The organism is Arthrobacter oryzae (assembly GCF_031454875.1).
GTDB classification, from domain to species: domain Bacteria; phylum Actinomycetota; class Actinomycetes; order Actinomycetales; family Micrococcaceae; genus Arthrobacter; species Arthrobacter oryzae_D.
Genome location: NZ_JAVDRQ010000012.1, coordinates 132,606 through 154,184, shown reverse-complemented (window position 1 = coordinate 154,184; position 21,579 = coordinate 132,606). Strand labels below are relative to the sequence as shown.

At 65.0% G+C, this 21,579-nt stretch carries 12 protein-coding genes; all 12 read right to left on the bottom strand.

All coding sequences use genetic code 11. The features are described 5' to 3' along the window. Positions 1 to 4 precede the first annotated feature (4 nt). The 12 genes from J2805_RS19940 to glmU all read right to left on the bottom strand — a co-directional run bounded on the left by J2805_RS19940 (position 5) and on the right by glmU (position 21,489). Positions 5 to 721: a hypothetical protein gene (locus J2805_RS19940; RefSeq protein ID WP_309979350.1), complete on the bottom strand. Its 717-nt coding sequence runs from the start codon at positions 719 to 721 to the stop codon at positions 5 to 7. A gap of 234 nt (positions 722 to 955) precedes the next feature. Beyond that, on the bottom strand, positions 956 to 2,926 hold the full coding sequence (locus J2805_RS19935; RefSeq protein WP_309979348.1) for an S-layer homology domain-containing protein: 1,971 nt from the start codon (positions 2,924 to 2,926) through the stop codon (positions 956 to 958). Positions 2,927 to 3,006: 80 nt separating this feature from the next. After that, complete coding sequence (locus tag J2805_RS19930) at positions 3,007 to 4,014, bottom strand: dTDP-glucose 4,6-dehydratase (RefSeq protein WP_309979346.1); 1,008 nt, start codon at positions 4,012 to 4,014, stop codon at positions 3,007 to 3,009. Between the two features lie 40 nt (positions 4,015 to 4,054). Next, positions 4,055 to 5,485: a nucleotide sugar dehydrogenase gene (locus J2805_RS19925; RefSeq protein ID WP_309979344.1), complete on the bottom strand. Its 1,431-nt coding sequence runs from the start codon at positions 5,483 to 5,485 to the stop codon at positions 4,055 to 4,057. A 564-nt stretch (positions 5,486 to 6,049) separates the two neighbouring features. After that, positions 6,050 to 8,749, bottom strand: coding sequence for a helix-turn-helix transcriptional regulator (locus J2805_RS19920; RefSeq protein ID WP_309979342.1), 2,700 nt, complete (start codon positions 8,747 to 8,749; stop codon positions 6,050 to 6,052). 2 nt (positions 8,750 to 8,751) lie between these two features. Then, positions 8,752 to 11,475, bottom strand: a complete 2,724-nt coding sequence (locus J2805_RS19915; protein ID WP_309979340.1) for a helix-turn-helix transcriptional regulator — start codon at positions 11,473 to 11,475, stop codon at positions 8,752 to 8,754. A gap of 276 nt (positions 11,476 to 11,751) precedes the next feature. Further along, positions 11,752 to 14,433 (bottom strand): helix-turn-helix transcriptional regulator, encoded by a 2,682-nt coding sequence (locus tag J2805_RS19910; protein WP_309979338.1) that lies wholly within the window; start codon positions 14,431 to 14,433, stop codon positions 11,752 to 11,754. A 76-nt stretch (positions 14,434 to 14,509) separates the two neighbouring features. Continuing rightward, positions 14,510 to 17,242, bottom strand: a complete 2,733-nt coding sequence (locus tag J2805_RS19905; RefSeq protein WP_309979336.1) for a helix-turn-helix transcriptional regulator — start codon at positions 17,240 to 17,242, stop codon at positions 14,510 to 14,512. Positions 17,243 to 17,477: 235 nt separating this feature from the next. After that, positions 17,478 to 18,062, bottom strand: coding sequence for an aminoacyl-tRNA hydrolase (gene pth, locus J2805_RS19900; protein ID WP_309979334.1), 585 nt, complete (start codon positions 18,060 to 18,062; stop codon positions 17,478 to 17,480). Positions 18,063 to 18,153: 91 nt separating this feature from the next. Beyond that, the gene (locus J2805_RS19895) at positions 18,154 to 18,744 is read right to left on the bottom strand and encodes a 50S ribosomal protein L25/general stress protein Ctc (protein WP_309979331.1); all 591 of its coding nucleotides are present in this window, start codon (positions 18,742 to 18,744) and stop codon (positions 18,154 to 18,156) included. Between the two features lie 238 nt (positions 18,745 to 18,982). Beyond that, positions 18,983 to 19,963 carry a ribose-phosphate diphosphokinase gene (locus J2805_RS19890; protein ID WP_309979329.1) on the bottom strand — a complete coding sequence of 327 codons (981 nt, stop codon included), beginning with the start codon at positions 19,961 to 19,963 and terminating at the stop codon, positions 18,983 to 18,985. Beyond that, positions 19,960 to 21,489: a bifunctional UDP-N-acetylglucosamine diphosphorylase/glucosamine-1-phosphate N-acetyltransferase GlmU gene (glmU, locus tag J2805_RS19885; protein ID WP_309979327.1), complete on the bottom strand. Its 1,530-nt coding sequence runs from the start codon at positions 21,487 to 21,489 to the stop codon at positions 19,960 to 19,962. Before glmU ends, J2805_RS19890 begins: the two co-directional genes overlap by 4 nt. Positions 21,490 to 21,579 lie beyond the last annotated feature (90 nt).

The following is a 21,579-nucleotide window of genomic DNA, read 5'->3' as shown; positions in this document are numbered from 1 at the left end:
GCAGCTACTTCACCTGGCTGGTGGTGACCACGTCCAGCCAGGGACCGGGCGGAACATCCTGAAAATCGACGAACTGCCAGTCCACTTTGTCCGATTGGCCGTCCAGGTCACTGAAGCCCAGGCAGCCGTTGAGTGCCGGCGAAACGTCCATGCCGGCGCCGTTGAACTTCTTGTTGGCGGGCCGCGCGTCGTTTGATCCGAAGACGTACTCCTTATCCTGGTACTGGCCCGGGCCCGCATCCTGAATCTGGCCGTAGCACTCCTTGCCGTCCTTGCGGATTTTGACCCAACGGTTCTTCATGTAGCTGAAGGAGCGGTTGGTGGCCTGTCCTCTGTACCCTTCGTCGTTGGCCCAGGGAATAACGTCTGCCCGTTCGCGGAAGGCTGCCGGATTATTGACGTCGTCGTAGGGAAGGTCCAGGTAGAAGGGGTTCTCCTTGGGCTTGAAGCTGCTGGGTGCGTAACCGTTTGAATCAGATCGCGCCTCGGTCTCGCACTTGCCGGCCGTGACCTTGCCATCACAGCCGCCGTAGCTCCTCATCCACTGCGAGTCGTAGGTGGAGAACACCTGGCTGCCGTCCGCTGCGTTGGGGTCAAAGACCTCCCCCACCCAGAAGGTGGTGGCCACAATGTCTGTATGCCACGGGTATCTGCCTTGTGGTTCCGGCTTCGGCGGCGTGCAGGCCGTAGCACCCGCCGCCAGCAGCAGGACTGCTGACATAATTCCGCCCAGGCGGCGGCTGAGAACGGAGCCTCGATGTTTCATTTCTGATCCCCCGAATCAATGAATATGCCTGCTTGGAGAACGGTAAGCGGACTGGACGGTGTTGCGGGAGAGCGGCGCGGACCGGACAGCGGCGAGGGCGGCCGTGCATCCGGGGGACTTCCTCCGGATGCACGACCGCCCGTGCCTGGCTGGTAACTGAGTTGCCGTGAACTTGCCTTTAGGGCGGGCCTACATGCCCTTGGGGAAGTTCAGGTTGTACCGGTAGATGAACGCCGCCACCTGGTCACGGTTGATGGATGCTCCCGGCCTGAAGGTGCCATCTGCGAAGCCGAACGTGATTCCCATGTCGGCCAGCCAGCGCACTTCGTTGTAGAAGCCGTTACCGGCAGGCACATCGGGGAAGACGGGCGCCGTTGCGCTCACCGCCGGACTGCCGTTCATGCGGTAAAGGAACGCCGCCATTTGATCACGGTTGACCTGCTCATAGGGGTGGTAGCCCCCGTCCGCGAATCCCCGCGTGATGTTTTGGGACGCCAGCCACTGGATTTCGTTGTAGAAATCATGGGTGGTGGGAACGTCCGGGAACCTCTGCGGGCCCGCCGGTACAGCCGGGCTTCCGGCAAAGCGGTAGAGGAAGGCCGCCATCATGCCACGGTCCAGCGTGACCCCGGGCTTGAACGTGCCATCGGCGTATCCGGTAGTGATCAGGTTGTTGGCCATCCAGCTGATCTCGTTGTAGAAGAGGAACGTCGAGGGTATGTCCGTAAACGTCTTGACCCCCACTTTGTCGTACAACTCATAGTTGTCGGTGGTTAGGGTGCCGTTGGCAAACAGGTTTAGCCCGATGCTGATGGCCGTCGCGTCCGCAGGAACGGCAGGCGTATCCCACTTGGCCTGCACCCAATTGTCCGAGGCAGCGAACCAAGGGCTGGAGGTCCAGTAGACCCAGGCACCCTGAGCCGTCCGGTAGTGCGCATCGAACTGCGTCACTCCGCCCACCGCCTTGTACCAGGCTTTGACCTCGTACACGTGGCCGGGGGTGGCACTCGGGGCGCACTCCCCTGTGTCCAGTTGGGGCAGCAACTTGCCGTCTCCTGTGGCGTAACCGGACACCACAAGCTGCTGCGCGGCTGTGGCTGTGCCGCCGTGGCCCGGTGACACGTTCGAGAACGTGCGGGTGTTGGTTCCGTAGCCGCCGCCCTGCCAGCAGCGCGGAAGGAGTGACCCGTTCAATCCGGGCGTCTCGAGACTGGGGTTCTTGATGAGGTTGCCGGCGGTCCGGGGTGCCGGGGCCGGAGGACCGGCGATCACAGCTTTGGTGGGCTTGTTGATGACTTCCTTGACCGTCTTCACCTGCACCGGGTTGGTGGTGTTTGTGGCCTCCTGATTGGCCAGCCAGTCGGCAAACTGGTTGAAGACCTCCGTGCTGACGGTGAGGGGGTCCTTCACGCCAGAGACGGGGTCGATGCCGGTCCCAATGTGGTGGAAGGTGAGCTGCACCCAGCCGCCGCCGTTGGCTTGGGCCTGGGTCACCAGGGACTGGATATCCGCCAGGGTCCAGGTCTCATCGAGCTGGTCTGGAGCTCCGGTGTAGTAAGGATTAGCGGGAGTCAACGACTCGGCAAACGGAAAGGTCTCCGAGCCGGCAACTTTGCTGCGGATATCGCCCAGGCCACGCGCACTGTTGTAGTTGCACGCTGCCACAGCGGCTTCGGCGCTCGCGTTTGCCGAAGCAAACGGGTAGGCGAAGTTCTGAACGTCCAGCCCGTATCCGGACAGAGTGGCGCGGTCGCCGCAGACCTGGCGTGCCAGCTCATCCGGTCCTACTGCCGCAAGGTCAGCGTGGGTGACGCTGTGGCCGCCAATCTCGTTGCCTGCCGCCTGAAGCGCCTGGGCCTGAGCTGTGGTCATGTAATTCGGCCGGTTCATATAGCCGGAGGGCAGGAAGAATGTGCCGGGCATCCCCAACGAATTGATCTTGGCTGCGGCAGGAATCTGGTCGGCGTTGGCGTCGTCGAACGTCAGCGTCACGACAGTTTCGCCAACAGCGTTGGCGGCGGGGGCTGTGAGCCCCAACAGGGAGGCGGCCAAGGCCACCGTGGTTGAAGCTGCCAGCCAGCGGGCCTTCCGCCGGCCAGGCGGTCGCTCAGCCCTGTGCCGGGGCTCTGAGACCGCAGTGTTGCGTTGCAGTAGCGTCATGGAACTCAACTCTTTCGTCGAAGGTGCACATAACTTTTGACGGTTGCCGCCCCCCGTCCGGCGCGGCACCTCACGGACGGCTAGTTGGCCGCCATCGTGACTTTCCACCCGAGCGGATCGGGCGCTTTCACCGGGCGGTGGTCGGCCGCCACGTTCTGGATGATCTGGTCCAGGGTGGTCTTGGGATCAAAACCCACCAGATCCTTCGCTTTGCTGTTGTTGGGTACACGGCGGCGCATGTCCTCGTAACCCTCCGCGTAGGCCTGCTCATAGGGCACCAGCGTGATGGGGCTCTCGCTGCCAAGCAGTTCGACAATCCTCTGGGCGAGCGTGAGGATCGAAATCTCGTAGCTGCCGCCCAGGTTGTAGGCATTGCCGTACGCGGACTCCTCCTCGGAGATCCTGGTAATGGCAGGGACGATGTCGCCCACATAGGAGAAACACCGTGTCTGGTGTCCGTCGCCGTAAACCGTCAGCGGCTCGCCGGCGAGCGCCTGCCTGACCAGGCGCGGCACCACCATTCCGTACCGTCCCGTTTGCCTGGGGCCCACCGTGTTGAACAGCCGTACGATGGCCACCGGAAGCCCGAACTGGCGCCAGTACGCGTGTGCGAACGCCTCGTCTATTCCTTTGGCGGCGGCATACGTCCACCGCGATTTGAGGGCCGAGCCGAGGATCCTGTCTGATTCCTCCGACAAACTATCCGAGGTGTTCTTGCCGTAGATCTCGCTGGTGGATGCCAGCAGCAGCGTCGCGCCCGATTCCAGCACGGCATCCAGCACCACTTCCGTGCCGTGGATGTTCGTCCGCAGGCTTTCCAGCGGGTGCTCCACAATCAGGTTGACGCCGACGGCGGCAGCCAGGTGGAAGACCCGGTCAGCGCCGGCCACCACCCGGTCCACCGCCGCGCGGTCGAGGATGCTGCCCTCGACGAAATGAAAATCCCGGTGGCCAATCACAGTCCGGAGATTTTCCAGGCGCCCGGTAGAGAGGTCGTCCAACACCGTTACTTTGTCGCCGGCCGCGAGGAGGTGCTCCACGAGATGGCTCCCGATGAAGCCGGCTCCGCCGGTGATTGCTGTTTTCACTTCTCCTACTTTCTTTTGAAGACCAGCGACGCCGCTGGAATCACAACCTCGTGACGTTTGTGCCGGCGGGCAGCCGGTAGGTGGTGTCAAGGACGGCCGGCGCATCGCGCAGCCAGTCGATGTCCATTGCGGCGTGCCGGGTGTGCAGGATCACCAGGTCTGCATCCCAGACCGACGGATCCTCGAGGGACTCGAGTGCACCGCCCTGGCCATCCGGAGCGGTGGGGCACCACGGATCGTGGTACGCCACATCTGCGCCGCCGGCGATCATCGCGGCGATGATTTCCAGCGCCGGAGATTCGCGGAGGTCCTCCACATCGGGTTTGTAGGCCACACCAAGGACCAGCACGCGGGCGCCGGAGATTCCGTGGTTCCGGTCCGACAGGATGCGGCGGGCCTTTTCCACCACCTGGTGGGGCCTTCCGGCGATGCCGGCCATGGCGTGTTCGATGACGGGAGCCGTGACCCTGGCTTTCCGCAGTTGCCAAAGCAGGTAGTGCGGGTCGCAGGGAATGCAGTGCCCGCCGACGCCCGGCCCGGGAGTGAAAGGCATAAAGCCGTAGGGCTTGGTCGAGGCCGCATCGATTACGTCCATGACCTCCATGCCCAGCCCGTGGCAAATGTCCGCGAACTCGTTGGCCAGGGCGATGTTCACGGCCCGGAAGGTGTTTTCGACGAGCTTGGTCATCTCGGCCACATCTGCGGAGGGCACGACGTGCACCAGCTTGGTGCTGGCCTGCAGCAGCGCCTCTGCGGCTTCACCGCAAGCCGGCGTGACTCCACCGACCACCCTCGGCACGTCCTCGTGTGAGAAGGCGTCCACTCCGGGGTTGATGCGCTCCGGCGAGAAAGCCACGAAGACGTCCCGCCCGGGGATCAGGCCCTTGGCAGCCAGCGGAACGGCCAAAAGGTCCCGGGTGGAGCCCACATACGTAGTGGACGTGAGCATCAGCAGCTGGCCCGGCACGGCGAACTCAACCACCGAAGCGCAGGCTGCCCGGAGAATCCCGAGATCCGGCACCAGGTAGGGATCCACCGGGGTGGGAACACACACAACCACTGCTGCGGCCCGGGCCAGCAGCGAGAGGTCCGTGCTGATCATGAACGACGGATCCTCGAGGGCGTTGCTGAGGCGGACCTTGTCCGAGTCGAGCAGGTCTGCCTGCTGGGACCGGATTACCGCCAGCCTGTTCTCGGACACGTCCAGGCCCAGGACGCGCCGTCCTGAAGCGTTGATGGCAAGCGCTGTTGGCAGGCCGACGTAGCCCAGTCCGACAATCGCGACATCGAACGTAAACGTGAGATCCTGGGCTTCCGATTCGTTTGCCTGGACCGGCGACTCAACGGCTTCCGCCCCTTCGGCGGTTCCGGCTCCGTTTCCCTGCCATTCCCGGGAATCCTCGAGCAGCGGTGGAAGGGCTGCCCTGGTCAGCGGTGCCTTATGGGTTTTTAGCTTGGTGTTCGGTGTCATGCTAAACCGACCTCCCGGTATTCGTGTTGTCCCTTGTGTGTGAAAGCCGGCGACGAAGACTGGCAGATCCCGGTCTCAGAAGACGCTGCCCGGATCGTCGCCGGCTCGAATGGGGTGCCCGCAATCAGCGGGGTGCTGGTCGCCCTGAAGGTTCGTTCCAGGTGGATTGCCACATGAAATTCCGAAAGCCAAGTGTCAGCTGATTGGTGCATTTAGAGACCCACTTCTTTCCCCAATATTTGCCTGCGGCCCAACAAGCTACAGCGTATTAACCAACCACCTGCCGGGGCGCGAGTGGGCTCTACCCGTCTTTGCGGGTGCATCCCCGACCGGAACTGGGTGGTACGCGCCCGGCCCGCCCCCACTACTCGCATCGGTACTCGTTCGGAGGCAGCGCGAAATGAGTGATGGCTCCGTCTTTCGGCGCACGGGCAGACTCAACGGGCAGCGGACGCGGTCCTGTTTTCGTGGCGGCAGCCGGTCAGAGTGCAACCGGACAGCCGGAAGCCGGACGGCAGGGACCCGGCTCCCGGGTCCCTGCCGTCGGGCCTGGAAGTGGCGTAACTACGCGGTACCGGGCAATCCGGCGTGGCGGGCACCGTAGGCAACCATTGCCAGGTCTTCCCGATGGCTGATGCCAAGTTTGGCGAACATCCGGTACAAATGCCCTTCCACAGTCCGGAGTGAAAGCCCGAGCTGAAGCGCGATCTCGCGGTTACTCGCCCCGGCCTGGACGAGGGCTGCGATTTCCTGTTCGCGCCGCGTCAGCTTGTGCAGGTCCGGCGGCATCTCAGCGGCCGAGGACCCGGTCTTGTTGAGGGCGGCATTGCGCTGCTTGACGAGCTTCTGGGCCTCGAACTGACGGGGTTTGTCCCCCCGCGTCTCCAGGATCCGCAGGGCGTGGGCGGCGCATTCCGCAGCGGCCAGATCCAGTCCGTCCCGCGCCGCGGCGTCGCTCATTTCCACCAGCCGGTTGACGTCCTTGGCGGCAAGCGCCCGGCAATACGCGGCCACGAATTCCGCACTGCGGCCTTCGCACCCTTCCGCCGTTGCGGCAAGGCGCGGCACCACGGACAAATCGCCGAGCCGGAGCACCAGGGAGAGGATCTCCACTTCATAGCTGAGGAAGCCGGAGGCAGCGGCGGCATCGGCCAGTGCAATTAGCTTGGACACCGCAGCCTGGACACCGACTTGTTCGGCCCGTGCCGCCACGGCGTAGGCCCGCCCCAGCAGCGAGGCATGGCGATGGTCCGAAAGCAGCGCGTCGTAGGCGTCGGCATGAGCTTTGGCTGTGTCCGCCCGGTTGAGGATGGACGCTGAATAGGCCGTGGCCGCGAGTGCATCGGGCAGGTCGCCGCCGGCATCGGAGAGGCGCAGCACTTCGGCTGCCTGGCTCAGTTTGGGCAAGGCGGCGCCGATGGTGCCCCGCCGCAGGTCCGCGTTTCCAGCCGCGAGGTGAAGCATCCCGCCAAAGTAGATCAGGGAGTTGGAGGCCTGGGCGATGTGGTTCTGCAGGTAGGCATCCAGGACATCGAGTTCCCCGGCATGGAGCAGCGCCAGCAGGTAGCGCCGCATCACGAACTCGGCGTACTCAAGGCGCCGGTCGCCGCTGGCGGCGAGGATGTCCTCGACCACCATCACCACCTGGAGTGCCGAAACGGCACGTCCGGTAAGGGCCAGCGACTCTGCCAGCAACGTGCCGGCCAGCAGCCGGGACTCGTCGTCGTCCGTGGACTCCCAGATCTCCTGCAGTTCCGGTTCTGCTTCCACGTGGCGTCCGGCCGCCTGATAGCCCTCCAGGGCCAGCAGCCTGCTGCCCAGCCGCGCCGTCTCAAGTTCCTTGGCATCGAACTCGGGATGGGCCTCTTCCAGCCGGGAGACGGCTTCCGCCCACGCATCAGCGGCCCGCAGCACAGCCTCCGGCCCGTTTCGCTGGCCGGCTGCCAGTTGGGCCGCCAGCATGGAAGCCTGCCGGACGGTGCGCAGGTCCGTCGCCTGTTCCACCACGCCTTCCAGGCACAGGCCGGCTCCCAGCGGATCCCGGCCGTACAGCTTGGCGCGGGCCAGTTCGACCTGTGCCGCGAGCTTCAGGGACGGCTCCCTGATGGCGCCCACCACCCGTTCCACGTAGTCGGGTATGAACAGCCGGTTTGCCAGCTGCGCTGCCTCCAGGATGTCGGCGTCGGGAACGGTCGCCCCGGACTCCAGCGCCCAGGTGACATGCCGCAGCCTGCCGTCCAGTGTCTCCGGCCGCGAGTCCAGAAGGTCCACGATCCGCCGTCGAATGGTCACGCTGCGGGCGGTTGGTACCAGCTGCCTGATCACCTCACCGATCAATGGTTGAGCCAGCCGGACGTGCCTCGCCGGATCCGCCGAAATCGCGATGAACTGCAGCTCCTTGAGTTCGTCGACGGCACGGCTGTCGCTGGCGCGCTGGAGGACGCTCAAGGGGATCGCTTCGGCAAGGGCCACTGATTCCAGGGCCTGCCGCTGGTCAGGGTTCAACTGCATGATCTGGTTCCTGACCAGGTCCATCAGCCGGACGGTGGCCGCTCCCGGCTCGCCCAAAAGCACCCAGGTGTCATTGCGCCGCAGCAGGTGGCCGCGGCTCTTGGCATGGGCTATCAACTCCAGCAGGAACATCGGGTTGCCGCCGGACGACCTGAAAAGGACCGCACTGGCGCTGGGCACGAGCGGCGATCCCAGGGTCCGGGTGCAGAGCTCATCGACCTCGTCCTTGGTCAGCGGCTGCAGCTCGAAACGGTCCACCAGCCCTTCCGACCACATGGACAGCACTTCGGGTGGCGGCGACGGGTGCGGCCTGCACAGCAGCACCACCCTGGCGGCTTCCGCCGCTGCCAGTTGCGCGATCACGGCGGCGCTGCTGTCATCCAGGTGGTGCGCATCTTCGACCACCAGCACAGCCTGCGATTGGTCCCTTTGGCCCTCCGGATTGAGTTCCGTCACGAGTGCCTTGAGCACGGCGCGGGGCTGGTCCGTCTGGCCGGGTGTCAAAGCGGTCAGCAAAGGAGCCAGGGCCGCGTAGGGAACCTCGGAGAGCGACGGCCCGGCATAGACATGGAAAGGACGGACGCGGCTGCCAAGCTCAAAGAGCACTTCGTTGGTGAGCGCCGTCTTGCCGATGCCGGCGTCGCCCAGGATCAGGGCGCCCGGGCCGTTCGTGTCGACCAGGCAATCAACAACCGAGGCAACCATGCCGAAGCGCCCGATCAGCCGCTCTGCCGTGAGGGTGGTTTCAGTCATGGCTAGTCATCTCCTGTACTGCCAAGGGCTACCGGAAGCTCCAAGCGCTCTTCGATTTTCAGCTTGCCGTAGATCTGGTAAAGGTGGCCCTCAACCGTCCGTACCGAAACGTGCAGCTGGGCCGCGATGCTCTTGTTGCTCGCTCCGGCGGCAGCCAGCTGGGCTATCTGGAGTTCACGTGCGGTGAGCGTCAGCCGGTCGTGGTTGCCGTCCTGCGGCGTCCGCAACCTCCGGCGGCAGGTTTCCGCCAGGTGCTTGGCCTGCCGGATCAGGCTCCGCTCGAGCCGCGCCTGGTCGAGGTTCAGGACCGACTCGGCGATGTCCAGGGCAAACCTGTCGTTGTGCAGCCGGGCTGCGAGGTTGGCGGCGGCCATGAGTTCATCAGCTCCGCCGGCCATAACACCCCGCGCGTACTGCGCGCACAGTTCGGCAAAGGGCCCCTGGCTGTTTAATGCAGCATCCAGCAGCCGCGGCGCGGCAGCGGATTCTCCCAGCCTGACGGCCGAGCTCAGGCACAGCAGCTCGTGCCCCACCGTGCCCGTGGAGCGATCGTCGTCTGCCAGGCGCAGCAGCTGTTCAATCCCGGTCCGCGCACCATCCAGCTCCGCCCGCGCCAGCGCCGTGAAGTAGCCCTCCGCCCTGGAGACCTTCCAGGTTTTCCGGCGGGAAGAGGATTCCGTCTCTGCCAGGTAGCCAAGTGCCTGTTCGCGCTCCCCCTGCAGGGCCGAGGCATAGGCGGCCGCCGCACAGGCCAGCGTGAGGATGCCTTCGCTGTCCTGGATCCGCAGCTGGCTGATGCCGGGAACCAGCAGGTCCAGTCCGTCCCGGCCGCGGCCCTGCATGCAGGCGCAGATCGCCTCGGGCACTTCGGTGGCGCTGAACCGCCGATAAACGACGGACGACGGGAGCCAGTCCTCGGTCGGCAGCGTCTCGGTCGCTTCGTCCCATCGGCCGGCCACCAGGTAGGCGAAGCGCAGCCGCGAGATCACTGACTGGGCGATGGCCACCGGAATCTCCGGCCGCAGGCACTGCAGCTTCAGCTGTTCGGCGAGGTCGGCGGCATCGGACTGCCGACCCGTCACAGCCCAGGCTTCACAGAGCCAGCTTCCCGCCTGAAGACGGAATTCCGCGCTGTGGAATTCAACGCTGTCCAGGGCTTCGGCAAGGCTCGCGGCCATATCCCGGTACGTTCCGGAATAGCCGGCCGCTTCGGCTTCGGCCAGTGTCAGCTGTTCCCGGATGCGCCTGAGGTCCGGCACCGACAGTTCGGCGGCCGGACCTGTTGAGTCCTCATACAGTACTTTTCGTGCCCGGGCCAGGGAATCCGGGGCCTCTTGCCAGGCGTCGGGACTGGCGAGGAACACAGAGCTCTCCGCCAGGAGAAGCCCTATCCATTCCGCGAGCGCGGGGTCCCCCCGAGACACCTCGCGATGTCGGCGGACAACTGCCAGGGCCTCCTCCACCTCGCCCAGCGTCATCAGCGCCGTAACCTCTTCGGTGACCGCTGCGGCCAGCCCCTCATGCTCCTTGATGGTCCGGACAAACCGCAGCGCCAGGGGGGCATCCAGGCGCCGATTGGCCAGGCGTGCAGCGGAGAGGGATTCATCCGTCGACAACGCTGCACCGCAATCGAGCGCCCAAACGGCGAACGGCAGTTCCGTTGCCGGCGTCCGAAGGGAAGGCGCCGCAGCCGAGAGCACCATTTCACGGAGCTCGTTGCTCCGGCCCGGCGGGACGTTCTCCCGCACCACATCGGCGACGAGCTGGCTCTGGATCCTGACGCGGCGGGGAAGGGAATCCTCGACCGCCAGGACCCCGCGTTCTTCGAGGGCGTCCACGTCGTCGGCATCAACAAGCGTGAGCAGAGTATCCAGAGGGAGCGTCTCAGCCAGCGACAGGATCTCCAGGATCCGCCGGTCAGCCTTGCCCATGCGTCCCAGCCGGGTGGCAATCAGGTCAGTGATCGCCCGTCCGTGTACATGCTGCTCCGCAGTCAGCACCCAGACCCCGTCCCGGACAACCAGGGAACCTGAATCGGCAAGTTCCATCGCCAGCATCTTCAGGTAGTGCGGGTTTCCGTCGCTGGCTGCCCACAGCGATTGGACGGCGGAGTGCGAGACCTTGGCATTGAGCCCTTCCTCCAGCCAGCTGACAGCCTCGCGGAAGGACAGCGGTTCGAGGTTTACGCGGGTGAGGAACCCGCCGTCGCAGAGTCCTGAGATCTCAGCCGAGAGCCGCAGCGGGTCAGAGCACGTGAGGACCAGTCGAACGGCGCGGTTACGTGCCAGCTGGGCGATTGTGACGGCTGTCAGTTCGTCAGCTTCGCCGGCATTGTCGACAAAGAGGTAGACGGTCTTCCCGGCGGCGCGTTCACGCAGGAGCCGCATGAGTCCGGACAGGACCAGTACGGGGTGGTTCAGGTACCCCGGCTCCAGGTCGCTTAACAACATATTGAGTGCGCCGTAGGGGGAACGGGAGAGGGCTGCGCTGCATCGGAGCGTTACGACCAGGGAATCATCGCGGAACTGTTTGAGGGCGTGGGTGGTGAGGAAGGTCTTTCCGGTACCGGAGGATCCGGTCACCAGGACTCCCCCTGTGGACTCGGCCAAGGCACGGGTGATGTCGCTGACAGCCTGTTTCCGGCCAATCAAAGGCCATGCGGCGCCCCTTGCCATTCCGGCGGATCTGGTGGCGTGTGTCCTGGCCACGTTATCGGCTGTCAACATGAGTGAGACCTCTGTATTTATAAGCGATTCCTGGTAACCCAAATTAACCAGCTGGGACGCCCGCGAACACCAGTAGTGAGTACTCGAATTTGCCCTTTACTCATACCTGTACCTGCAAGGCAGGTACCCCCGATCGCTCTATCGGGATACGCAGGGAACCACCAGGCCGCCACGAAACCGCCATTTCAGGGCCTCCCGGGCGGCAAAATAGTTAACAAGTCTCCGTGGCAGCGCCGGTGCGCGATCACCAGCGAGTAGTACGCGGCGGCCAGGTACTTACTTCCCGGGTGGCCTGTTGGCCCGAGCCGGCGCATCCTCGATGATTCCGGCAGCCGCCGCCAACTCGTCACGTCCGGCGATGCCGAGCTTCAGATAGCACCGGTACAGGTGGCCCTCCACCGTGCGGACGGAGATCTGGAGCTTGTCCGCGATCATGCGGTCGCTGAGTCCGGTTGCTGCCAGCCCCACAATGTTTCGCTCGCGCTTGGTCAGGACAGGTGCCACCGTGTCCGGCTGGGCCTCACTGCCCGCGTGCCCCAGCTCTTCGTTGCACCGGGCAATGCCGGCGCGGGCCATGGCCGCCAGCTCCCGGTTCCGGCTGCGGTCCAATGACGCCAGGGCGGCCGAATAGGCGTCGGATGCCAGCTGGAAGACGGAAGCCGCGTAAAGAGCGTCCCCCGCACGGAGGTAAAGTTCCGCGCTCCCGTCGGCGAGCGCGGCACAATACTCAGCCAGTGCTCCGGCCCAAGGGCCCTCTACTGAGCCGGCGACTGCAGCCAGCCGTTCGAGCCTGGTGGTGTCGCCGAGCGCCAGCGCCATGGCCAGGGCGTTCAGCTCCAGGTAGCGCGCATCCTGTTTGGCTGCTTCCTCCGCACTCTTGGTGAGGGCGGCGATTCCGCTGCCGTCGCCGCGGAGGTGCTCGTCACCGGCTGCCAGGAAATCGCGGGCAAAGGCCGTCACCAGGTGCATGCCGCGCTCGCCCCAGGCCTCGTATTCCTGCCTCAACCTGCCGGCCTCCGCTTGGCTGCCCTGGGTTGCCGCCACGTAATAGGCCATGGCCGCGCAGAGCCGGAACATCTGCTGGGGATCGCTGTCGCGGAGGGCTTCGAGTCCTGTGGTCAGGAGCTCCAGGGCTTCGGCAAGTTTTCCCTGCCGGACTGCGATATAGCCCATCACCACGTAGGCTGCACCGCTGAACGAGACCATGGCGGAGCCGAATGAGGTATCCGCATAGCCCGCCAGGAGCTGCTGCGCCTCGGCCCAGTCCCCGCCGGCGAGGTCGCAAGCGATGAGCCGGACCACGATGAATTCCGGGAGGAAGAAGATGTCGTTGTCCGGAGCCTGCGCCTGGCCGTAGGCATCCATGGCGAGCTGGCGCCCCTGCAGCGGGTACCCCAGCGCGCACAGCCGCTCGGCCTGGAGGGCAAGCGCCATTGACCTGGTGAGGGCGCCGTCGGGCTCCCCCGCCGAGCTGCCGGCCGCCAGCAGTGCCTCCAGCAGGGGGCCCATCCCCCGGTAGTCGCCCGACAGTGAGAGCGCCATCAGTTCCACCAAAGTTGCCCGGCGTTCCGTGGCTGCGAGGATCCCCGGTGCGTCCGCGGGATTGGCCGCGGCCTCCTCTTCGCCCCACTGACGGAGCCTGCGGGCGTCGTCCGCAATGTCCGAGGCGGGGTGTCCGAGCGCCGTCCGCGTGGCGGATCTCAGGAGGCTGTTGACTACCATGTGCGTGAGTCCGCTGCCTGCGTCCACGTTCACGTTCAGGAGGGCCGCGGCTTCGTCGTAGTGTCCAAGGTTGTAATGCGACCGGGCCATCACAGCCCGGGCAGTCTGCTGCAGCTCAGGGTCCTGGACGGCCCAGGCGATGCGAAGGGCCGTCTCACTCTGGAAGAGCTTGCAGGCAAGCACAGCGGCCCGAATCAGCAGCCGGCCCGGCACTTCCGCGCCGCAGTCCAAGGACCAGGAAACCATGCGGAGCAGTGACTCCGGTTTGTCCGCGGAGACTTCCATCCGGGACACAAGCTCGCGGTGCAGCTGGAGGCTCCGGGCCGCCGGAACGATCCTGCGCAGCACTTCCCCGTAGACGGGGCTGACCAGCCGCAAAGTTGGTTCGCTGTCCACGGACTGGACCACCAGCCGCTGGTCCAGCAGTTCCTTGACGGCCGGTTCACCCGCGATTTCTCCTACGAGGGTCCTGTCCACCGGTTCCGCGAGGGCGATGAGGTTCAGCGCCTCCCGGCCGTCTGCGGAGATGCGCATAAGCTGGACCTTGACGACGGCGGTAAGTTCCAGGGTGCGGACATGCGATGACCCGGCGTTGAGCCAGACCCCGTTCCGCTGGATCAGGTCGCCGGACCGCTGGGCCTCGCGGACAAGGGTCTTGAGCAGCAGCGTATTGCCGCCGGCTTCCTGCCAGAATTCACGCGACGTGCTGTTGAGGACTTTGCCACCGAGCAGCGCCTCGCAGAGACTGTGTCCCTGCTCCTGCGTCAGGGGGGCAATATCAAACCGTTCGGCAGTGCCCTCGTGCCAGAGCCGGAGCAGGGGCTGGGGTATGCCGGGCCGCGGGATGCAGGTGGCCACGAGTTTGGCCCATCCGGCCTGGACCAGTTCGGAGATCATCTCGGCTGTGGCGGTGTCCAGATCATGGGCATCATCAACCAGCAGCAAGGCGGGGCCCGGATTCTTCCTGGCGCCTTCGAGGTGCGTCCACAGCGCCCGCAGGACGGCCACCTTTGAGGTGACGTCCTCCACCGAGAGGTCAGCCAGGTAGGGGGACAGCGCCCCGTAGGGCACCGGGGCCAGCGAGGGACTCCCGTGGACGGTCATGATCGCCGTCCGGCCTTTTCCTGCGCTGTTCAGTTGCGCCAGCAGCGAGGACGCTCCCAGCCCGGCGTCGCCTACGACAAAAACTGCCCAGCAGTCGTCCGCCGCAAGGGCGTCCTGAACTGAGGACAGCATGTCCCCCCGGTCTATCCAGGGCTCATCAGCATTCTGACGCTGGGTTCCGGCGCGCGGCCGCACCGAAACTTTCCCGTCAGACTTGAGCGGTTCCTTCAAGCTCACTCCTCGATGAAATCCCCATTTTCGTGAAGATTTGGTAGAGATGGCCTTCCACCGTTCGGATGGAAAGCTGCAGCCGGTTGGCAACTTCCTTGTTGCTCAACCCCTGGCTGGCCATCCTGGCAACCTGCCGTTCCCGTTCAGTCAGTTCCGGTCCCACCGTATGAGGCATCAGCGGCAATACCGGCAGGGTCTCCACGAGCCGGTCCAGGCGGTGCTGGGCCGCCCGGGCGGACTGGGAATCTCCCTTTTCCCTGGCAATGTCCAGCGCAAGCACCACGCACCGGGACTCCACTGCATCGAGGTGGAGTTCCTGGGCCAGGGACGCCGCCTGAAGCAGGACCTTGGAGTCCTTCTTTCTGCACCCCTCCCCGACCAGCCGGTTGACGCTGGCCATTTTTCCTTGCCGACGGGAGGAAATTTCGATCAACAGGACAAGTTCCTCCTCCGTTCCATGCACCGTAGCACCGAACAGGCTGATGGAGGCAGTGGTTGTCCGCCCCTTGGAAATGTCCTCGTGGGCTGACTCGATCAGCTTCTGCTTGGCTCCCGGGTCCTTGAGCCACCGCTTGGCCATGCGGACGCAGAAGTCGGCCATCCACGACGTGAACCATGCGACGTGCTGCTCCTCCTGCGCCGCCAGATCAAGGAAATTACGCGATTCCTGGATGTCACCGGCCTGGGCGTAGGCGAACGCAAGCGCCGAGCAGGCCAGGGCCGGCCCATAGTAGCTCCGCCTGATATCCAGCTGCGCCTGGGCACCAAGCAACGTGTCGATGGCAAGGTCAGCCCTGCCGGCGTAGGTGTAGGCCACACCCAGCGCGAGTTCGGCCGCCCCGCCGAGGTACTGCATGATTTTCGGCTTCTGGTCCAGGGCCTCGGTGAGTATCCTGACACAGTCCTCCCACTGGCCGCTGCAAAGAAGGGCGGCGAACAGGCCTTCCGCCCGCCAGCTCAGCATGCCGGGCACTACGTTGGAGTGTTCCATTTTTTGTTGGATCTCGGCAGCGAGGGCAATTGCGTCCGCTTCCCTGCCCAGGACCGCCCAGGCCATGGTCAGCAGGCAGCCGCAGTTCAGGACGTAGAGCGGATCGCCGTCTTCCTTGTAGGCCCGCTCCAGGTCTTCGGCAACGGCGTCGTAGTCCCCCTGGTGGACCATCTGTTCGAATTCGGCGAGCCTGATCAGTTCGTGTGCGCGGGCAAAGTCGGCCGGTGTCTCATTGCCGATCGATGCCCTCTCCCGCCGGGCCAGCTCGTGCTGAGCGGCGGCCAGGATGCCGCCGATCCGGCTGTACCCGCCGTGGACCCAGAGCAGGGAACTGCAGAAATCCAGGATGTAGTTCGCGTAGGCGGCGGCCGGCAGCTCGGAAAGCTGCTCCGGGGTCACTTCCTCCAGGACGGTAACGGCGGATTCATGCTCGGCCAGCGTCATGTAGGCGGCGGCCCGCTGCTGTGCCGCTTCGGCCCAGTGCGGGTCTTCAACGCGGATCTGGGCCAAGGCCTCCAACGCGAACATCGGATCAAAAAGCCGGTTTGCGGCAGCTGCCGCAGCCAGCGCGAAGGCCGGCTCCACAGGTTCGCCGCAATCAAGCGTCCATGCCACGTACCCGAGGAGTTCCTCGACATCCATCTCCGCCGGGGTTGCCCCCACGACCCTCGCCACCAACTGGTGCAGTTCCTTGCGCCGCGGAAGGTCCATCCAGCCGCGGATGACTTCGCCGACGTAGTCGTCTTTCAGGCTGACCCAGCGCCGTCCGGTCTCACCAACCTGCAGGTAGCCGGCCTTTTCGAGGTCGGCGACGACAGCGGGATCCAGGACGTCGAGGAGGACAAATAACGGTACCCGTCGAATCAGGGCCAGCCACTCCAGCCCTTCCCGGACTTTGGGTGATTCCCGGGCCAGCCTCGACCTGACCAGGTCCACCAGGGCGTCGGCCTCCGCAAGATTGATTTCCCCCCGGAGAGCCCAGACCTTTCCTGCCAGATGGAGGTTGCCTGAACGCAGTTGCTCAATAACGATCGCCTGCAGCACCAGCGGATTTCCGCCGCTCGCTGCGTAGAGCGAGCTGGCAGCTGTGGCCGTCACCGGACGTCCCAATACTCCGGCAAGTAATTTGCTCACTTCGGGGCGGGAGAAAACCTCAAGCCGGATTTCCTCCAGGGAATTGTTGCGGAGGAGCCGGATCAGGTCTTCGGGCATGTCCGTGACGTTCCGGACGGTGACTATGAGCTTCGCGGCGCCGCTGAGGATGAGGTGCATGAGGACTGCCGTGCTCATGCTGTCGATCGCCGGCAGGTCCTCGAGCACTACGAGGACGGGGCGTCCTGCGGCGTCTTCGCGGATCAGCCGGGAAATGCCGTGGACAATTTCGCCCGGTGATTCGAGCGCGTGGCCCGGCAGCCGGGCGACGAGAAACGCCAACTGGCCAAAGGGAATAGCCGGATCAGTTGTTGTCCCGTGGAGGTGGATAACGTGCGTCTTTCCCACCAGCTTGGCTTCGACCGCACGCGCGAAGGTGGACTTGCCGACTCCCTGGGCACCGACTACGACGACGCCGTGAAGGTCGCTGTCCTCGAGGATGGAAACAACGGTGGCCTGGACATCCTGCCTGACAAGGGACGACCACTTACGACGCTCTGAGGCGCCCATGCCCCGGCGTTCAGTCTCCAGCAGCCCCCCATGTTCAGAGCCGTGTGATGCAAGCACGATCGATCACGCTACCTTCGTGGCTCCAGCTGATGCGACTTGGCTGAGCCGTCGGGTTTTTGGTTTTCCGATGCCGCCAAACGAGGCAACAAGACCTTGAATGTGAAAATTACCATAGCAGATATGACTAAACAATTAGGCGACTGAATTGACCTTGTTAACCAATTGCCAGTGGTAACCACAGCGTGTCCCCCTCCCGCACATTACCGCTTTTAGAACCGGCTGCGTGGCAAAGTTACTGAACTGCAGTGTGGTATTTCTGCTGTGCTGCCGGCAGGCCGTCCCTGACTACGGTCTCCACGGCATCCGCGGCGTCATCCAGGAGGAACGGGAGCTCTTTTTTCTCGGCGGCGGCGAAATCCTTCAGGACGAAGTCCGCAGTGTCCATCCTGCCCGGCGGGCGTCCCACGCCGACACGGACCCGGAGGTAGTCCTTGGTGGCCAGGGCCTTCGAAATGTCGCGCAGGCCGTTGTGTCCCCCTTCGCCCCCGCCAATCTTGAGTTTGACAGTATTAAAGGGAATGTCGATCTCGTCGTGGACGGCCACAACGTGTTCCGGATCAATATCGTAAAACTTCGCCAGTGCGGACACCGGACCACCGGAGACGTTCATATAGCTCATCGGCTTGGCCAGCACCACGCGGGGTCCGCCAATGCCAAGCCGGCCCTCCAGCACGTGTGCGCGTGCCTTGTGCACCTTGAAGCCGGCCCCTATCCGGCGCGCCAGTTCGTCCAACACCATCTGGCCGACGTTGTGCCGGTTGTTGCTGTATTCGGTGCCGGGGTTGCCAAGGCCTACGATCAGCCAGGTGTCAGTCATGCGTCAATCCTAGGGTTAATAGAGGAAGGCTATTAAAACGGCAGTGGCCGGGCCCCGCCAGGGACCCGGCCACGAAAAACGGCTGCCGGAATTACTCGGCTGCGGCCTCGGAGGTAGCGCCTTCGGAAGCCTCTTCCTCGCTGACCTCGGTGGCCTCGGAGATGTTGACTACCAGGGACTCGGGATCGGCCAGCAGGATGGAGCCCTTCGGCAGGACCAGGTCGGAAGCGTGGATGTGCTCGCCGGCGGAACGGCCTTCGATGCTGACCTCGACGGAGGTAGGCAGGTGCGTTGCCTCGGCTTCGAGGGACACGACGGTCATTTCCTGGTTGTAGGCGTTGCCCGGGGCCAGTTCGCCGGTCACGTGGACGGGAACGTCCACGGTGACCTTCTCGCCCGTGCGGACGGTCAGGAGGTCAATGTGCTCGATGATCTGCTTGATCGGGTTGCGCTGGATGTCCTTGACGAGCGCGAGGTGCTTTTCGCCGTTGATGTCCAGGGTCAGCAGGGCGTTGGCAGCGCGAACAGCCAGCGTGGTGGCCTTGGCCGGGAGGGTGATGTGGATCGGCTCTGCGCCGTGACCGTAGATGACGGCGGGGATCAGGTTGGCCATACGGGCGCGGCGGGCGAAACCCTTGCCGAATTCGGTGCGTACTTCTGCTGCGAGCTTCTGCTCAGCCATGTAAATCTCCTTGAAATCCAAAAGGGTGTTCAGCAAGGGCGGAGGTCTGTTTGCGACCTTCAACGCCGGGCGGCCTGTGGCCGGCCCTTCAAGAAGGGAGATTCAGACCCAGTCGATAACGGAGACTGCTCTCCCTCGCCAAGGTATCGTGGACCAGCTTACCAGCGTCGGGCCCGGTTCCTGAAAACGGGCCCGACGCCGGCAGGGTCAGGTAGTGCGGATGCGGCCGGTACGGGGGTCAGGCGTTGCCGTCGAAGAGGCTGGTGACGGATCCGTCGTCGAACACTTCACGGATGGCGCGCGCAATCAGCGGTGCGATGGACAGCACGGTCAGTTGCGGGAAGCGCTTGTCGGCCGGGATGGGCAGCGTGTCAGTGACCACCACTTCGCGGGCGCCCGACTCGGCCAGCCGGCGGGCCGCCGGATCGGAGAAGACAGCGTGCGTTGCCGCGATGATGACATCCTTGGCACCGGCGTTCTTGAGCACCTGGACGGCGCCGGAGATGGTTCCGCCGGTGTCGATCATGTCGTCGATAAGGACGCAGGTGCGGCCTTCGATCTGGCCCACGACGGTCTTGGAGACGGCCTGGTTCGGCACGGTGAGGTCGCGGCTCTTGTGGACGAACGCGAGCGGCGCGCCGCCGAGGCGCTCGGCCCACTGCTCGGCAACGCGGACGCGGCCGGTGTCCGGCGAGACAACGGTGATGTTGTCCGCCGCGACGCGTGTGCGGATGTAGTCAGCCAGCAGCGGGATGGCCATGAGGTGGTCCACCGGGCCATCAAAGAAGCCCTGGATTTGCGAGGTGTGCAGGTCCACGCTCATGATGCGGTCGGCGCCGGCGGTCTTGTAGAGATCGGCCACCAGGCGGGCGGAAATCGGCTCGCGGCCGCGGCCCTTCTTGTCCTGGCGGGAGTAGGGGTAGAAGGGCGAAACCACGGTGATGCGCTTGGCGGATGCCCGCTTCAGCGAATCAATCATGATCAGCTGCTCCATGAGGTGGTTGTTCAGCGGTGCCGGGTGCGCCTGGATGACAAAGGCATCGGTGCCGCGGACGCTCTCGCCGGCACGCACGTAGATTTCCCCGTTGGCAAAGTCGTAGGCATCCACCGGCAGCAGTTCAGTGCCCAGCTCCTTGGCGATCTCCCGCGCAAGCTCCGGGTGTGCCCGCCCGGCGGCGAGAACCAGTTTCTTCTCGCCGCGTGCCGTAATTTCGGTCATGATTGCTTGCCTTCTTCTGTAGGTGCCGGGGTGCTTGAGGAATCCAGGGGCGGCTGTGCCGCGGCTGTTTCGCTGACCGGCGCCGTTGCCCCCGCGGCTTCGGCCAGTACTGCTGAGATGGAGCCGGGTCGGTGCGAGACGACCCAGCCTTCGGCGTTGCGCTGCTTGGCCACCGAGATGGCCAGTGCGCCTGCGGGAACGTCCTGCCGGATCACGGCACCGGCGCCGCTATAAGCGCCGTCGCCCACTAGGACCGGAGCCACGAAGACAGTGTTGGACCCGGTGCGGACACCGGAGCCGATGACGGTGCGGTGCTTGTGCTCGCCGTCGTAATTGGCCGTGATGTTGCCGCAGCCGATGTTGGTGTCCTCGCCAATTTCGGCATCACCGGCGTATCCGAGGTGCGACAGCTTGGATCCGCGGCCGATCGTGACGTTCTTCGTCTCGTAGAAGGCGCCGATCTTGCCGGTCTCCCCCAGTACCGTGCCGGGGCGGAGATAGGTGAATGGCCCGACGCTGGCGTTCGCACCGATCGTGGAACCGGAACCGTGCGTCCGGGTCACCTTGGCGCCCTCGCCAACGATGACATCCGTCAGCGTGGTGTCGGGGCCGACGACGGCGTCCCTCGCCACGGTCGTGCGGCCGTGCAGCTGGGTGTTGGGCAGGATGCGGACGTCCTCGGCCAGGGTCACCGTGGCGTCGATCCAGGTGGTTGCGGGGTCCACCACCGTGACGCCGGCCCGCATCCAGGCCTCGACGGTGCGGCGGTTGTGCTCGGCGCCCAGCGCGGAAAGCTGGACGCGGTCGTTCGCGCCCTCAACCTGCCAGCGGTCGTTGGTGACAACCGCGGCAACCCGTCCGCCGGCCGATCGGGCCAGCCCAAGGACGTCGGTGAGGTACATCTCCCCCTGCGCGTTGTCCGTGGTGACATGACCCAGCGCGTCGCGGAGCACTGCGGCGTCAAACGCGTAGATCCCCGAATTGATCTCGCGGATCTCACGTTCCTCGTCGGAGGCATCCTTGTGCTCCCGGATCCCCGTGACGGTGCCGTCTGCCGCACGCAGGATGCGGCCGTAACCGGCGGCGTCGTCCAGGACCGCGGTCAGGACGGTGACGGCGTTGCGTTCATGTTCGTGGATCAGCACCAGCTCGGCGAGCAGCTCAGCCGAAAGCAACGGGACGTCGCCATAGGTCACCACTACCGTGCCCTCGAGGGGACCGCCGGCGTCGAGGGCTTCAAGGGCTGCCTGCACGGCGCGGCCGGTGCCGGGGACCTCGTCCTGGTCAACGATCAGCGCTGCGGGGTCGAGCCCGGAGACGTGCGCGGCCACGAGGTCGCGCTCGTGCCTGACCACCAGGGCAAGCTGGCGGGGATCGATGGTGCGGGCGGCACGCAGGGCATGTCCCACCAGCGACAGTCCGCCGATTTCGTGAAGGATCTTGGGGGTCCGCGACTTCATCCGGGTACCCGCACCTGCAGCTAGGACGATGACGGCAGCGGGGCCGGTTGTTGTCTCGGGGCTCACGTACAGGCTCTCCTTGCTTGGTGGATCTCAGTTGCGCGCACTTTCACACCTTGCCGGCCCGTCCCGGGCAAAGGACCCGTTCACAGCGGC

Coding starts and splice junctions, on each gene's coding strand:
- J2805_RS19910 (WP_309979338.1), bottom strand. CDS start 14,433: ATGCTGTCCTCAGTTCAGGACGCCCTTGCGGCGGACGACTGCTGGGCA.
- J2805_RS19890 (WP_309979329.1), bottom strand. CDS start 19,963: ATGACCGAAATTACGGCACGCGGCGAGAAGAAACTGGTTCTCGCCGCC.
- J2805_RS19925 (WP_309979344.1), bottom strand. CDS start 5,485: ATGACACCGAACACCAAGCTAAAAACCCATAAGGCACCGCTGACCAGG.
- J2805_RS19895 (WP_309979331.1), bottom strand. CDS start 18,744: ATGGCTGAGCAGAAGCTCGCAGCAGAAGTACGCACCGAATTCGGCAAG.
- J2805_RS19915 (WP_309979340.1), bottom strand. CDS start 11,475: ATGTTGACAGCCGATAACGTGGCCAGGACACACGCCACCAGATCCGCC.
- pth (WP_309979334.1), bottom strand. CDS start 18,062: ATGACTGACACCTGGCTGATCGTAGGCCTTGGCAACCCCGGCACCGAA.
- J2805_RS19935 (WP_309979348.1), bottom strand. CDS start 2,926: ATGACGCTACTGCAACGCAACACTGCGGTCTCAGAGCCCCGGCACAGG.
- J2805_RS19940 (WP_309979350.1), bottom strand. CDS start 721: ATGTCAGCAGTCCTGCTGCTGGCGGCGGGTGCTACGGCCTGCACGCCG.
- J2805_RS19920 (WP_309979342.1), bottom strand. CDS start 8,749: ATGACTGAAACCACCCTCACGGCAGAGCGGCTGATCGGGCGCTTCGGC.